The 13,766-nt window shown below is 69.3% G+C and carries 13 protein-coding genes and 1 pseudogene; 8 read left to right on the forward strand and 6 right to left on the reverse strand.

Annotation, left to right across the window (positions count from 1 at the left end):
• The first annotated feature begins 70 nt into the window (after positions 1–70).
• Together ACI8U3_RS13395 and ACI8U3_RS13400 are read left to right on the forward strand one after the other, a co-directional pair.
• Positions 71–676 (forward strand): hypothetical protein, encoded by a 606-nt coding sequence (locus ACI8U3_RS13395; protein WP_415015380.1) that lies wholly within the window; start codon positions 71–73, stop codon positions 674–676.
• Between the two features lie 188 nt (positions 677–864).
• Entirely contained in the window at positions 865–1,113 is a 249-nt protein-coding gene (locus ACI8U3_RS13400) for a hypothetical protein (protein ID WP_415015381.1), read from the forward strand.
• 125 nt (positions 1,114–1,238) lie between these two features.
• On the opposite strand, the gene ACI8U3_RS13405 is transcribed toward ACI8U3_RS13400, so the two are convergent.
• Positions 1,239–1,709: a MerR family transcriptional regulator gene (locus ACI8U3_RS13405; RefSeq protein WP_415015382.1), complete on the reverse strand. Its 471-nt coding sequence runs from the start codon at positions 1,707–1,709 to the stop codon at positions 1,239–1,241.
• 75 nt (positions 1,710–1,784) lie between these two features.
• Between ACI8U3_RS13405 and ACI8U3_RS13410 the strand changes: the two genes are divergently transcribed.
• The 6 genes from ACI8U3_RS13410 to ACI8U3_RS13435 all read left to right on the forward strand — a co-directional run bounded on the left by ACI8U3_RS13410 (position 1,785) and on the right by ACI8U3_RS13435 (position 9,189).
• On the forward strand, positions 1,785–2,438 hold the full coding sequence (locus tag ACI8U3_RS13410; RefSeq protein WP_415015383.1) for a cation transporter: 654 nt from the start codon (positions 1,785–1,787) through the stop codon (positions 2,436–2,438).
• A gap of 107 nt (positions 2,439–2,545) precedes the next feature.
• A complete protein-coding gene (locus tag ACI8U3_RS13415) occupies positions 2,546–2,866 on the forward strand; it encodes a hypothetical protein (protein WP_415015384.1) in 321 nt (106 codons plus the stop codon).
• A gap of 100 nt (positions 2,867–2,966) precedes the next feature.
• On the forward strand, positions 2,967–4,175 hold the full coding sequence (locus ACI8U3_RS13420) for a TolC family protein (RefSeq protein WP_415015385.1): 1,209 nt from the start codon (positions 2,967–2,969) through the stop codon (positions 4,173–4,175).
• Positions 4,172–5,356, forward strand: coding sequence for an efflux RND transporter periplasmic adaptor subunit (locus ACI8U3_RS13425; protein ID WP_415015386.1), 1,185 nt, complete (start codon positions 4,172–4,174; stop codon positions 5,354–5,356). The genes ACI8U3_RS13420 and ACI8U3_RS13425 overlap by 4 nt, the downstream gene beginning before the upstream one ends.
• A gap of 12 nt (positions 5,357–5,368) precedes the next feature.
• The gene (locus tag ACI8U3_RS13430) at positions 5,369–8,590 is read left to right on the forward strand and encodes an efflux RND transporter permease subunit (protein WP_415015387.1); all 3,222 of its coding nucleotides are present in this window, start codon (positions 5,369–5,371) and stop codon (positions 8,588–8,590) included.
• Positions 8,587–9,189 (forward strand): cation transporter, encoded by a 603-nt coding sequence (locus ACI8U3_RS13435; RefSeq protein WP_415015388.1) that lies wholly within the window; start codon positions 8,587–8,589, stop codon positions 9,187–9,189. Before ACI8U3_RS13430 ends, ACI8U3_RS13435 begins: the two co-directional genes overlap by 4 nt.
• A gap of 168 nt (positions 9,190–9,357) precedes the next feature.
• On the opposite strand, the gene ACI8U3_RS13440 is transcribed toward ACI8U3_RS13435, so the two are convergent.
• The 5 genes and pseudogenes from ACI8U3_RS13440 to ACI8U3_RS13460 form a co-directional block, all read right to left on the reverse strand.
• Entirely contained in the window at positions 9,358–9,819 is a 462-nt protein-coding gene (locus ACI8U3_RS13440; protein WP_415015389.1) for a DUF411 domain-containing protein, read from the reverse strand.
• Positions 9,820–9,924: 105 nt separating this feature from the next.
• On the reverse strand, positions 9,925–10,380 hold the full coding sequence (locus ACI8U3_RS13445) for an MAPEG family protein (protein ID WP_415015401.1): 456 nt from the start codon (positions 10,378–10,380) through the stop codon (positions 9,925–9,927).
• A gap of 77 nt (positions 10,381–10,457) precedes the next feature.
• On the reverse strand, positions 10,458–10,973 hold the full coding sequence (lspA, locus tag ACI8U3_RS13450) for a signal peptidase II (protein ID WP_415015390.1): 516 nt from the start codon (positions 10,971–10,973) through the stop codon (positions 10,458–10,460).
• Positions 10,966–11,673 (reverse strand): class I SAM-dependent methyltransferase, encoded by a 708-nt coding sequence (locus tag ACI8U3_RS13455; RefSeq protein WP_415015391.1) that lies wholly within the window; start codon positions 11,671–11,673, stop codon positions 10,966–10,968. The genes lspA and ACI8U3_RS13455 overlap by 8 nt, the downstream gene beginning before the upstream one ends.
• Positions 11,674–11,762: 89 nt before the next feature.
• A pseudogene (locus ACI8U3_RS13460) lies at positions 11,763–13,700 on the reverse strand (FTR1 family protein).
• Positions 13,701–13,766 lie beyond the last annotated feature (66 nt).

Raw genomic sequence — 13,766 nt, forward strand, 5'->3', positions numbered from 1 at the left:
GAACGGCGTGCGCGCGCGACTGTGCTGAATTTTCGCGCGGTGACGCGCAGCTGCAAGCTAGAGTGAGAGCATGAGAAGCGGAGCCATTCCTTTCCAATTCGACGTGTCGCAGTTCATCGCCCGAGCGAAGCGCATGGCGAGCAATCACGTCGGCGACGTGACGCTCAACCTCCCGTTCGTCAGCGTCGCCGTCAGTCCCAGGGATCGGGAAAAGGCGGCAGCGCGCGAGATCGTCATCCGGCTGCGGGATCGTCGCGTCCTGAGCAGCCACGAATGCTGCGACAACTGCATCGACGCCTCTCTGGCCTCCCTTCAGGAAATCCGCGCCATTCTGGTCGACCAACAGGTGGCGCTTTCTGATTTCCAGGACGGACCGTTGTTCCTGATGATCGATATGATCCGGCAGGGAATCCGCCAGTTCGTCACCTATGAGGAGCGGCTAAGGGCGGCCGGCGACGACCCGACCCCAGGGCTTCCAAGCGATTTCAGGCGGGATCCCCAAGTGCGCCAGGACTATTTTGATGCGCTGGAACTGTTGCGCGCCCATGTCAGTCACTGCCTCCACGAAATCCGCACGATCGCAGACATGGACGAGCAGGTGGCAGCCCTGGAGTACGCGGGCCCGTGGCTACTCCAGTCCTATGTCGCCCCCGCGCTTGCCCCGCCGCGAGCATGACCATCCTTCTAACGGAGCAGGACGTCACCTACTTCGACGCGCTCAAGCGGCGTCGCTCCGAGGCTCAGAGCCCCGGGCGCCCGGTGGTCGTCTTTAGAGACGGAACCTCGCCTCGACGAAACGACTGCCATTCAAACGCGGCTCGGTGGGCGTCGGAAGATCACCATACGGTCCCCGTCCATGGGTGGTTGATCGAAGCAGACGACGGCTATCATCTCCGCTTGGCCGCGCACTCGCTTCTCAAGGACAAGAAGGGGGGGCTGCTCGATATCACGCCGATGGACCCTTTCAGTCCGCTGTTCCTTGCCCATGACGGACCGGCTGAAACCTTCTTCGCTCTACTGCCTCGCTTCAACACAATCACCTGGCCGCCCTCGGAGACGATGGCGCAACTGCCCGCGGCCGACCCCGATGCGAGTCGGGGTCCCGATTTCTGACCGCGAGATCTGTTGGCGCCGCCAGCCGCGCGTCGCTTGCGCTTGAGGATGTCCCGACCGCTCGACCAATAGAGCAGCATCATTTGGTTGACAGCGACCGTCCTTTCGCGGGGATGGCGTTCCGCTCAGGCCCGCGGGTGTGCGACTGAAGAAGTCCGGTCGTGCCCCGCCGTGCACAGATCATGATCGTGCAACACCTCGATCACCTTGCACGCCGACACCCGACCGCCGGCGCATTCAGCGGTCATGCGCGTCAACTCCGTGCGCAACGCCTGGAGTTGAGCGATCTTCTCGCTGACGTTCACAAGGTGCCGTTCCGCAATGGTGCTGGCCTCGTCGCAGGACCGGTCCGGATGATCCGAAAGATCGAGCAGGGACCGGATGGCGTCCAGATCGAACCCCAGCTGGCGCGCATGGCGGATGAACGACAGCCGCCGCAGGGCGGCGTCGTCATAAAGTCGGCGGTCGCTCGCGGTCCGCGGCGGCTCGGGCAGCAGACCGATCTGTTCATAGAACCGGATCGTCGGAATCTTGACGCCCGTGGCGACCGACAGCTTGCCGATCGACATTGGGCGTGAGGCGTAGGAACTGGTCATGGTCGAAAAATAGGGTGTTGATCCTCTAGCGGCTAGAGCATCTATACCGTTCTCGCATCATGTGCGGAGAGCGGCATGGCCGAAACGACACCGGGCGATACGTCCGTCGCCAGCGACGGCTGCGGTTGCACCGTAGCCGTCAAGTTCGACGGGGCCACGCCGGCCTACCGCCGCGTCCTGCTCACCGTGATCGCCATCAACTTCATCGCCTTCATGGCGCTTGTTGGCGGAGCTTGGGTTCAGGGCTCGGCCTCGCTGGCCGCCAACTCGCTCGACTTCCTCGCGGACAGCGCCACCTACGCCATCAGTCTCTGGGCGATCGGCAAGGCCGTGCGGGTGCGAGCGGGCGCGGCGCTCCTGAAGGGCGCCAGCCTCGGCCTCCTGGCCGTCGGCATCCTGGTCTTCGCCGTCTGGCGGGCGGTCTCCGGCGCGCCGCCGGAGGGCGAGGTGATCACGGGCCTGGGGCTGTTCGGGTTCGTCGCGAACGCCGTCGCCGCCGTGCTGCTCGTGCGCTATCGAGAGGGCGACGCCAACGTCAGGTCGGTCTGGCTATGCACTCGCAACGACCTGATCGAAAGTCTGGCCGTCGCAGGGGCGGGCCTCCTTGTGTGGCTGACCGGCTCGCGATGGCCCGATCTGGCCGCGGGTGTGATCCTCGCCGGCGTCTTCCTTCAGTCAGCTTGGTCGATCGTGCGCCAGTCACGGCAAGAACTGACAGACGACCGATGAGCGATCCGCGCCGCCCCGGGACCCGGCTTGCGACCATCGGGCGATTGCCGGCGCGGCGGCCCGTGCTATGGGGGCGCATGGGACTCGCCTCGTTCAGGCATGGGCTGATGGCGACGCTTCTGGCGGCGTTCGTGGGCCTTTTTGTCCTGACCTCCGTCGTCGACGCCGCCGCCTGCACGCCTAAGGCGGCCGGTTCCCATGCCGCGCAAACCGTCGTCGGCGAACCGTCCGACACCGATTCAGGCGCCGGACGGGACCAGGACGCGATCTGCGCGCATGGCCACTGTCAATATGGCGGCGTCCCCGCCGTGGACGCCCCCGACATGACCGCCGGCCCGACGCCTCGTCGCGAACCGCGACGCCTGGCGGCCGAGCAGCCGCTGCGCTCATGCGCGCCGGCCGGGCTGGATCGCCCCCCCCAAGCCTGACGGGATCGCGCGCGACCGCGCCCTTCCACGTCAACCACTCGGGATACAGCCCATGCCATACCCTCACCGACGTCGGCCGCGTTTCGCGGCGGTCTGCGCCGTGGCCGTCCTCGCGGCCGCCTTGACCGGCCCAGCTTGGGCCGATCCCGCCCCGGCCTACGAGACCTTGCTCGCGCGCCTCGGACAGACGCCCGTGACCCTGGAGGCCGACGCCGTGCTCGACGCGGCGGAGGCGCGGGTGCGCCAGGCCCGCGTCCGGCCCAATCCGGAACTCGGCCTGGAGGCGGAGAACGCCTTCGGCAGTGGGCCTTTCGAAGGCTACGACAACGCCGAAACCACCCTGTCGCTGAGCCAGGATCTGGAGCTGTGGGGCCGCCGCGGCGCCCGGGTCGAGGTGGCCCGGGCCGAAGCCGGAACAGCCGCCTTGCGTCGTGATCTGGCCTCAGTCGAAGCCGCCGGTCGCCTCGCCCTGGTCTACGCCGAGGCCGAGGCTGCGGAACGTCGCTTCGCCCTCGCCGAAGAGGCGTTGACCGTCACGATCGCCGACACGCGAGCGGCCTTGACCCTTGTGGAAGAGGGCCGTGAGCCCCTGCTGCGCGGCATCCAGGGCGAGAGCGAGGCCGCGGCCGCCCGCGCGGCGCTGGATGAGGCCGAGGCCGAACGCGACGCCGCCTTCGCCCGGCTGACCGCGATCGCCATGCTGCCGACGCCGGTCACCTCCATTCACGTCAGCCTGATCGACCGGACCCCGGCGGGGCTGGCCGACGTGGACGCAGAGGGGACCCTCGAAGTTCGCGTGGCCGAGGCGGAACGGGCGGCCGCCGAGCGCCGAATCGACGTGGAGCGGGTGCGGGTCCGCCCCGATGTGCGCGCTTCGGTGGGCGTGCGGCGCTACGAAGCCGAGGACGCCACCGCCTTCACTTTCGGCCTCAGCCTGCCTCTGCCGTTGTTCGACAGGAACCGCGGCAACATCGATGCGGCGCAGGCCGAGTTCCGCGCGGCCGACGCCAGGCTGATGGGCGCCCGGCAGGAGGCGCAAGCCGACCGCGAGGCCGCCGAGGCTCGCCTCCGCGCCTCGGTCAGCCGTGTCAGGGCCGGGGACGCCGGAGTCGCGGCCGGCGAGGAGGCCTATCGGCTCTCCCGGATCGGCTTCGAGGCCGGACGCATTTCGCAGCTCGAGCTTCGCTCCTCTCGCGCCGCCCTGATCTCCGCTCGCAACGCCGCCGTGGACGCTCGCCTCGCGCGCGCCCGCGCTGAAATCGACCTCGCGCGCCTGCAAGGCCGCGCCCCGTTTGGAACATCGCAATGAAGCGCCCCTCGTCGATCAACAAGACCTGGCTCATGGCCGGAGCCGCCGCCGTCGTCGTCCTTGGCGGGGCTGGGCTCTACACGGTCTTCGGTCCGAGCGGACAGCCCGCCGCGGCTCAAGGCGAGGCAGGCTCCGCCGAGGAGGAGGCGGGCCACGCGGAAGAGGGCGGGGAGCAGGGCGTCGTCGTGCTGTCGCCCGCCCAAATCCAGGCCGCAGGCATCGCGGTCGTCACGGTCACCGGCGGCGGCGGGGGCGAGACACGGCTGGCCGGCCGAGTGGAGCCCATGGTCGATGCGCGGGCCGCGGTCGCCGCCTCGGTCGGCGGGCGCGTGGAGCGGGTGCTGGTCGCGCCCGGTCAGTCGGTTCGCATCGGCCAACCCTTGGCCGTGCTGGTCAGCGGCGACGCCGCCGCCTACCGCGCGGACGCCGACGCCGCCGTGGCGTCCGCCGACGCCGCCCGGCGCGCGTATGACCGTGACCGCAATCTGGAGCAGGCCGGCGTTGTCGCCCGTCAGGATGTCGAGACCTCCCGGGCCCAGTCGCTCAGCGCCGAGGCGTCCGCTCGCGCCGCCCGCGCAAGGGTCTCGGCCGCCGGCTCGCCTAGCGCTTCCGGCCGACTCAGCGTCACCAGTCCGATCAATGGCGTCGTCACGAGTGTTCTGGTGGGGCCGGGCGGCTTCGCCGCCCAAGGCGGCGTGATCGCCGAGGTCACCAACCCGGCGCGCGTCGAGATCGTGTTCAACGCGCCTCCGGCCCTTGCCGCCCTGGTGCGCACCGGTTCGCCCGTGCGTGTTCAGGGGGCGTCCGGCGAGTTCGACGCCGTGGTCACCGGCGTCGCCGCCGGGGCCGGCGCCGAAAGCGGCGCCACGATCATCCGCGCGCGCCCGACGGGAGGCGGCCTTCCACCCGCCGGTTCCGCAGTCAGCGCATCGATCGTCACCGGCGAGGTCGCAGGCGGCCTGACGGTGCCGTCCGAAGCGGTGCAGACCCTCGAGGGGGCTACCGTGGTTTTCGTGCGCACGGCAGAGGGCTTCCGCGCGGCGCCGGTGCTGGCGGGCCGCCAGGCCGGCGGCCGGACGGAGATTCTTCGGGGCCTTGTCGGAACGGAGCGCATCGCAGGCGCCAACGCCTTCCTCCTGAAAGCCGAGCTCGCCAAGGGCGAGGCCGAAGAAGAAGAATAGAGAGCGACGCGCATGTTCAACGCCATCATCGCGGCGTCGGTCCGGTTCCGCTGGTTCGTCGTCATCGCCGTCGCCCTCGTCGCCGGCCTGGGGCTGTTCGAGCTGACCCGGCTGCCGATCGACGCGGTGCCGGACATCACCAGCCGGCAGGTCCAGATCACCACGGTCGCTCCGGCGCTCGCGCCCGAGCAGATCGAAAGGCAGGTGACCTTCCCGCTCGAGACCGCGCTCTCTGGCATCCCTGGCCTGACCAGCACCCGCTCTCTGTCGCGCAACGGCTTCAGCCAGATCACCGCGGTCTTCACCGACCAGACGGACATCTACTTCGCCCGCCAGCAGGTCGCCGAGCGCCTGGCTTCGGCTCGCGAGGGCCTGCCCGACGGCGTCGAGCCCAATCTGGCGCCGATCACCACCGGACTGGGCGAGGTTCTGATGTGGACGGTCGACTATACGCCGTTCAATAGCCGCAACCTCGCGCGGCCGGGCCAGCCCGGCTGGCAGCCGGGCGGTCATTATCTGACGCCGGAAGGCGAACGGCTGACCACGCCGGAGCAGCGCGCCACATACCTTAGGACGGTGCAGGACTGGATCATCGCCCCGCAAATGCGCGGGACGGAAGGACTCGCGGGCGTCGATACGATCGGCGGTTATGTGAAGGAATACGCCGTTCGTCCCGACGTGGCCCGGCTGTCCAGCTATGGACTGGGTCTCGGCGATCTGGTGGAGGCGCTGGAACGGGCCAACACCCAGGCTGGGGCGGGCTATGTTCACCGCGCCGGCGAAGCGCTGGTGGTGCGCACTGATGCGCTCGCCCTTACCGTGGACGATCTCGCCCAGGCGCCGGTCGTCAATCGCGGCGGTCTGGTGCTGCGCGTGGCGGATGTCGCCACGGTGGAGATCGGACAGGCGCCCAGGCTCGGTGCTGGCAGTCGGGACGGTCACGAGGCGGTGCTCGGCACCGCCCTGATGATCGCCGGCGGCAACAGCCGCACCGTCGCTGAGGCGGCCGCCGAGCGGCTGGCGGAGGTCGACGACAGCCTGCCGCCCGGCATCGTCGCCGCGCCGGTGCTTAACCGCAGCGAACTGGTCAACTCGACGATCGCCACCGTCGCCCGCAACCTGACCGAGGGCGCGCTGCTGGTGGTGGTGGTGCTGTTCCTGTTGTTGGGCAACATCCGCGCCGCGACCATCACCGCCCTGATGATCCCGCTCAGCTTCCTGTTCGCCGTCATCGGCATGAACCGGTTCGGAATCAGCGGAAATCTGATGAGCCTCGGGGCGCTGGACTTCGGGCTGATGGTCGACGGCGGCGTGGTCGTCATCGAAAACACCCTGCTGTTGCTCACCCAGCGCCGCGCCGCGCTCGGCCGCATGCTTACCCGCCACGAGCGGCTCGATGTGGCCGTGCAATCGGCGCGGCAGATGATCAAGCCGGCCGCCTTCGGTCAGCTGATCATCCTGCTGGTGTTCGCGCCGCTGCTGATGCTGGAGGGCGTAGAGGGCAAGACGTTCCAGCCCATGGGCGCCACCGTCATGCTGGCGCTCGTCGGCGCGTTCATCTTCTCCTTCACCTTCGTGCCAGCCATGACTGCGCTCCTCGTGCGCGACCCAAAAGCGGTGCAACTGGGTCCTGACGGTCGTCCGGCCGAACATGAGACCTGGATCCTCCGTTTCGCGCGCCGCCACATCGAGCCTGCCATCCAGGCGGCGGTCGCGCGGCCGAAGGTCGTGCTGATCTCGGCCGTGGCGGCCGTGGCGGTCGGCGCCATGTCCTTCATGGCGCTCGGACGGGAGTTCATCCCCACCCTTGATGAGGGCGACGTCTCCATGTTCGTGGTCAAGCCGCCGGCCACCTCTCTCGATCGATCGCTTCGGATGCAGCGGAGCCTTGAGCGCGCCTTGCTCGCCGCCCCGGAGGTGCGCTCGGTCTTCTCGAGAACCGGAACCGCCGAAGTGGCGATCGATCCGATGACGCCCAATGTGTCGGACGCCATCATCATGCTGAAGGATCGAAGCGACTGGCCCGACCCGGGCTTGGCGAAGGAAGACCTCGTGGAGCGTCTGGAGGCGATCGCACAGGGTCAGCTCGGAAACGTCTTCGAATTCAGCCAGCCGATCGAGCAGCGCTTCAATGAGTTGAGTTCGGGCGTGAGAAGCGATGTGGCCGTCATGGTCTATGGCGACGACTTCGCCACCCTTCAGCGAGTCGCCGATCAGGTCGCGGCGTCGCTCAGTGAAACTCCGGGTTCCGCGGACGTTCGTGTCGAACAGGCTTCCGGCCTGCCGACGCTGACGGTGAGCGTGGACCGCTTCGCGGCGGCGAGCTACGGCCTCTCGGCGGCCGACGTCAGCGAGGCGGTGTCGGTCGGCGTGGGCGGCGCTGAGGCTGGTCGCGTCTTCGAAGGCGATCGCCGCTTCGATGTCGTGGTGCGTCTTCCCGACGCCGCCCGCAACGATCCCGCGGCCCTCGCGGCCCTACCCGTTGTGTCGCCCTCCGGCGTCATTGTGCCGCTCTCCTCGGTCGCCCGCATTCAGGTCGCCGAAGGCCCGAACCAGATCAGCCGCGAGAACGGCAGCCGCCGGATGGTGGTCCAGGCCAATGTGCGCGGTCGCGACCTCGGGGGCTTCGTCGCCGACGCCGAGGCGAAGGTGTCGCGCATTGATCTTCCGGCGGGGCTCTACCTCGACTGGGGCGGTCAGTTCGAGAACCTCAAACGGGCCGAACAGCGGTTCAGCGTCGTCATCCCCATCGTCTTCATCCTGATCGGGGTTCTGCTGTTCCTGGCGCTGGGCTCCTTCGCCGAGGCCGGCCTGGTCTTCGCTTGCGTGCCCTTGGCCCTCGTCGGCGGGGCCTTGGCGTTGTTGCTGCGTGGCATGCCGTTCTCGGTCTCGGCCGCCGTTGGCTTCATCGCCGTGTCGGGCGTGGCGACCCTCAATGGTCTGGTGCTGATGCAGGCGATCCGCGAACGCCTGACGGCCGGCCTGGCGCCACGCGAGGCGGCCATCGAGGGCGCGTCTAGCCGCCTGCGCGCGGTGTTGACGACCGCGCTGGTCGCCATCGTCGGCTTCATTCCCATGGCCCTGGCTCACGGGGCGGGGGCCGAGGTGCAGAAGCCGCTGGCGACGGTCGTGATCGGCGGCCTTTTGACAGCCACGGCGTTGACACTGCTGGTTTTGCCGACGTTCGCCGCCAAGGCGGTTCGGCATCGGGCCTCGGAAGGAGTGGACGATTGACGGGTTTCAGCGCGGAAGATCATGAGCAACGCCGAACCCTGCTCCTGGTCCTGATCCTCAACGGCCTGCTGTTTCTAGGGCTCGGTGTAGGGGGGCTGATCGCCGACTCGAGCGCGCTTCTCGCCAATGCGGTCGACAACGCGTCGGACTCGGCGGTCTACCTGATCAGCTTCCTGGCCGTGGGCAGGGCGGCGACCTGGAAGCGCGGCGCCGCCCGCATTTCGGGCGTCCTGCTGCTTCTCTTCGCGGCCGGGGTGCTGATCGACGTCGGTCGGCGCTGGTGGTTCGGAACCGAGCCTGTCGGCTGGACGATGATGAGCATGGCGCTGGTCGCCGCTGTGGTGAACCTGATTTGCCTTGGCCTGCTCCGGCGGATTCGAACTGACGACGTCAACATGCGCGCGGCCGAGACCTTCAGCCTCAACGACTTCGCCTCCAATGGCGGCATCCTGGTCGCAGGCGGACTGGTCCTGTGGCTCGACCGGGCCTGGCCTGACCTGGTCGTCGGGCTGATCGTGGCCGGCATCGCGGTCAAGGGCGGCCTTGAAATCCTGGAGGACGCCCGCAAGGAGTCCGAGGGGCGGGAGGGGGCGGTTTGATGGTCTGGCACGACCACCAAGACGCCGGGACCCATGACCATACAGCCGGCTCCAACGCCCGCCAGTTGATCGTCGCCCTGGCCCCTGACCGGGACCTTCCTTGGCTCCGCGGCCGGTCTCTACTCCGCTGACCGAACCGCGCGTCTGTCTTAGAGAGGACCAGGGCCGTCAGGCCCCGTTGTGTCGGCCGAACACGCGGGTTGAGCCGTCATTGAGGATCAGCAAAGTCGTGTAGGGCTCGCGGCCGGCGGCTTCCATGCCCGGCGAGCCCGCTGGCATGCCGGGGGCGCTCAGCGCCCGGGCGGCGGGACGTTCGCGCAGCAGCCGGTCGACATCGCCGGCGGGAACATGGCCCTCGATGGCGTAGGCGCCCACGACGGCGGTGTGGCAGCTCGCCCATCGGTCGGGAATGCCGTGCCGGGCCCGGGTGGGCGCCAGATCCTCTCGTTCGATGACTTCCACGGTCCAGCCGGCCTGACGCATGTGGGCGATCCAGCCGCCGCAGCAGCCGCACCAGGGCGTCTTGTAGGCGGTCATCCGCTTGTCCGACGCGGCCTGGGCGCCGCCGGCCAGGGCGGCGAGAGGCAGGCCGATCAGTACGGCGCGGCGAGAGGTTGAAACTTGAGCCATCCGAAATCTCCTGAAGGCGTTGCGAGGCGGCAAGGCGGGATCCCGATCGCGGTTGATCCTTGGCCGATTTCAAGGCGAGGGTCGCCCCTATCGCCTTGGCGGGTCCTACCGGCCGAGGCCAATGAGCACCGCCGCGATCCCGAGCGCCGCGATGAGAGAGCCGCCGGTCAGCGCCATGCCGAAGGCGCGCGCGGTCGCGCCGCGAGGGTAGGCGACGGCGAAGGCGACGCGGCCGATGAGGTAGAGGCCGACAAGGGCCGGCAGGACGATCAATTCGTCTCCCCGAAGGACCGTCGCCAGGACCAGGTGGCTGCCGATGGCCAGGACCGTCTGTTCGAGCGAGTTCTGCAGCACCGCGGCGGCCACGGCGAGGCGGGGGCTCGGGGGAGCATAGGCCGAGCCGGGCCGATCGGCGTCGGACCGAAACCGGATGGAGGCCACGACACGGACGCAGCCGGCCAACCACAGCAGAATCAGGAGATCGACCTTGAGCGCGTAGGCTAGGCGCTCGGCGACGCCGGGTTCGGCGGGGACGCCGAACCAGTGCGCAGGAACCGCCAGCTAGGCGACCGCGACCGCGGCGGCGGTCAGCACGACCGCCGCCGCGGACGATAGCGCGATCAGGCGCTGCTCGCCGGTCATACCGCCGACTGTCCTGACCGGGCGGTCAGCCAAAACAGGACGGCCACCCCGCAAACGATCGCCGCGTCCGCCAGGTTGAACGTCGGCCAACGCCAGGCGCCGACGTAGAAGTCGATGAAGTCGGTCACCGCGCCCTGGCGGACGCGGTCAATGATGTTGCCGACCGCGCCGCCGGCGACGGCGCCGAGCGCCAGGGCCAGCGGAAGGCGGCGCGTCCTCCAGGCCGCCACCAGAACCGTCGCAGCGACGGCGCCGGTGAGCGCCACCAGCAGCCAACGCCCCATGTCGCTGTCGGCCGACAGGAGGCCGAAGGTGACGCCGCGGTTGAAGCTGAGGTCGAGATTCAAGAAGGGCGCGACCTCGATAGCGGCGGTCAGGGTCCTGGCCCACGCCTTGGTCAGTTGGTCGATCCCGACCGCGGCGAGGGCAAGGGCGACGCTCGCCAGTCTGATCGATCGGATGTCGTCTTTGGAAGCGATCAAAGGTGCGAGGGCTGATTTTCGGTCAGGCATGCGGTTCTTCCGTTTGATCAAGCGGCCGATGGCGTGGCTTTTCGGCGCGGTACAGGGAGATCGACCCGGTGGCGGTCGCGATCACCGCCCGCTCCTCGACGCCCTCGAACCCGGCCTCGGCGATCAGGTCGGGCAAGCCGCCGGCGGCGCTCAGCCGGGTGTTCTCGACCCCGTCGAGGGCCTGGACCTGGCGGAAGAGAAGCCGCATCGACGCCGTGCGTTGCCAGCCGTAGTCGGCGATGTGCAATTCCCCGCCCGGCCGAAGGGCGGCGTGGATCGACGCTAGCCCCGCCCTCTTGCCGGCGATCGGCACCTGGTGAAACACGAGGCTGGACACGACCTTGTCCGCCCGGTCCCGGCCGACCAGGCCCGAGACGTCGCCAGCGAAGCCCTGACGAAAATTCACGTCGGCCCCGCGGTCGCGGGCCTTGGCCCGGGCTCGGTCCAGCACCTCCGGGTCGGGGTCGATGCCGATCACGGCGGCCTCCGGGGCGGCGGCCTTGAGCAGGGTCGCGAGAGTGCCGGTGCCGCAGCCGACATCGACGATCGTTTCGCCGTCGCGTGGCGCGAGCTGCGCCAGGAGGGCCGCGCGCCAGATCCTCTCGCGCGTCATCAGGGCGATGACGGCGTCATACAGTCCCGTCAGGCTGCGGTGCCCGAGAGCCGGTGTGAATTCGGCCGAGGATGCGGAACGAGTCATGAAGCCTCCAGGATTAGGCGTCATGCTGCATCCTCTAGTCGCTAGAGGGTCAAGCGAAGATTTCGTCCGTCGTCGGGGCCGTCCCGGCCCTAGATTTCGGCCTCCGACCGGCTCTTGTGATCCGCCCACCAGAAACCGACGATGACGGCCGCCAGCGCCAGCAGCTGGGCGGTCACGCCTTCCCAAGTCGGGAAGACGCCGAGGATTTCGATACGCGGCAGGGCGGTCAGGGGATGGACGTCCATGACGCCCGCCTCCTGAAGGCCGGCCACGCCCTTGCCCGCGAGGACTACCGCCAGCGCCGCGATCAGCAGGGCGCTGTAGGCGAAGAACTGCGAGATCGGCAGCCGCTTGCTGAACATCAGCAGGCCCCAGGCGATCGCGGCGAGGCAGACGATCGCCAGCGCAGCGCCGCCGAGCAGGGCGCCTTGGGTCCCCTGGCTCCATAGCGCGGCATAGAAGAGGATGGTCTCGAACACCTCGCGGTAGACCACGATGAAGGCCAGCAGGAACAGGAACCAGGCCGAACGCTTCGAAAGCGCCGTCGACAGCTTGTCGCGGATATAGGCCTGCCAGGCGCCGGCCTGGGCCTTGCCGTGCATCCAGACCCCCACGGACAGAAGCACGACGGCGGAGACCAGCGAACCGACGCCTTCGGTGAGCTCGCGACTGGCCCCGCTGATGGCGATCAGCCAGGTCGCCGCGGCCCAGGTGGCGCCCCCCGCGACAAGGGCGGCGACCCAGCCGCCATGCACATAGGGAAGCACGTCCGTGCGCTCGGCCTTGCGCAGGAAGGCGATCATCGCGATCACGATGAGCAGAGCCTCCAGCCCCTCGCGCAGCAGGATGGTGAAGGCGCCGAGGAACGTCGACAGGGCCGAGGCCTGGGACGGCGCGAGCGCCCGGCCGGCCTCGTCGAACAGCCCGCTCAGCGCCGTGACTTGTCCGGCTACTTCGTCCGCAGGAGCCCCGCGGTTGAGGCTGGCGCGAAGCTCGCCCATCGCAGCCTCGATCCGGGCCATCAGCTTGCCGTCCCGGGCCCGCAGCAGCGGCTCCACGGGCTCGAAGCCGTCGAGATAGGCCGAAAGGGCCAATTCCTAGGCCTTGCGCGCGTCGCCGGCGCGATAGGCGGCCAAGCTCTCGGCGAGCTTGCGGCGCGCCAGATCGAGCCCGTCCGTGCTCCCGACCGCAAGGGCTTCCGGATGGCTGCGCAGATAGGCGACCACCTCGTTGGACCGCGGCTCCCCGAGACGGGCCGCCAGCGCCGCCGGCGTAACCTGGGTCAGGGCTTCGAGGTCCGGCACGGCGGCGCGCAGATCGGGGTCGTCGCGCCAGGCGCGCTCTCCGGCGCGGCTGGCTCCCTCGGGATAGGCGAAGCCGCCGACGTAGAAGGCGAGCGCCCACCGGTCCTCGGCCGAGAGATGGGCGAAGCTTGGCATGGCGGTGCCGTCCAGACCCTGGCCGATCACCTGATACAGGCCGAACAGGCTGCGTTCACGGGCGCGGTCCCGATCGGTGAAGGCGATCGGCGCCGGCTCGAGTCCGGCCGCCCCGGGGCCATCGCCGCGGCCGGTCGCGCCATGGCAGACGGCGCACTGCTCGGCGTAGAGCGCCGCGCCGCGCGGCAGGTTCGGAATGGTCTGCGGCGCCAGCGGCGTTGGATAGGCGGCGAGCAGGTCATCAGCGAGGCTCCGCGCCTGTCGTGCGACCGCCTCCGGCGCCGCCCGCGTCTCGACCGCCGAGATCAGGGCGGATGATGCGGCCAGGAGCCGGGGCCGGGCCTCGTGCGCCGGAAGCGCGGCGATGCGGGTCCGCACCGAAGTCGAGAACTCGCGCATCTCGGCATACTCCGCCTCGCTGATCACCCGGCCGCCTGAGACGGCGCCCGGATAGTCGACGGCGATGTAGTCCAGCAGCCGCCAAGCGGTTTCCGCCCCGGGGGTCGCCTCCTGGGCGGCGGCGCGCTGGGGTATCGCGACGCCCAGCAGAAGGGCGAAGACGAGGAAGAGGCGAAGCGTCGCCGGCATGGTGGCATCCTGTTCGTGAGATTGGGTCTCACTAGCAGCATGCATGCTCAAGCCGCTAGAGGATCA

The sequence above is a fragment of the Brevundimonas sp. genome, from assembly GCF_047617075.1.
Lineage (GTDB): Bacteria > Pseudomonadota > Alphaproteobacteria > Caulobacterales > Caulobacteraceae > Brevundimonas.